This window comes from Fructilactobacillus fructivorans, assembly GCF_000814735.1.
Lineage (GTDB): Bacteria > Bacillota > Bacilli > Lactobacillales > Lactobacillaceae > Fructilactobacillus > Fructilactobacillus fructivorans.
In genome coordinates this window covers 1-285 of the sequence record NZ_JOJZ01000025.1, presented here as the reverse complement: position 1 = coordinate 285, position 285 = coordinate 1, and the positions used below count along the sequence as shown (strand labels likewise).

The 285-nt window shown below is 34.7% G+C and carries 1 protein-coding gene; it reads right to left on the bottom strand.

The genetic code is table 11. The annotated features are described in order from the left end of the window. The coding region (locus LfDm3_RS06620; RefSeq protein ID WP_404825429.1) for a DDE-type integrase/transposase/recombinase at nucleotides 1-229 on the bottom strand (229 nt) is incomplete at its 3' end. Nucleotides 230-285: the final 56 nt, after the last annotated feature.

The window sequence follows — 285 nt, the reverse complement described above, 5'->3', positions numbered from 1 at the left end:
TCTTGATAACGTGGTTTTTCTTAACTAAACTAATAAATTTTCGATGCTGATAATGACAACCTTGATCAGTGTGAATGGTAGTTCGATAGTTTAATTTTGGTAATCTTTTAAAAGCCTGGCCAACTGGTGAAAGAACTGAATTAAGATCTAGATGTTCCGACAATTTATATGAAAGTACCTCACCCGAAAATAAATCTAAGACGGGATTTAAATAAAGACGTTCTGACATTGACTTCGATCCATAACGTAGTTCCGTGGTATCAGTTACCAGCTTTTGATATGGTC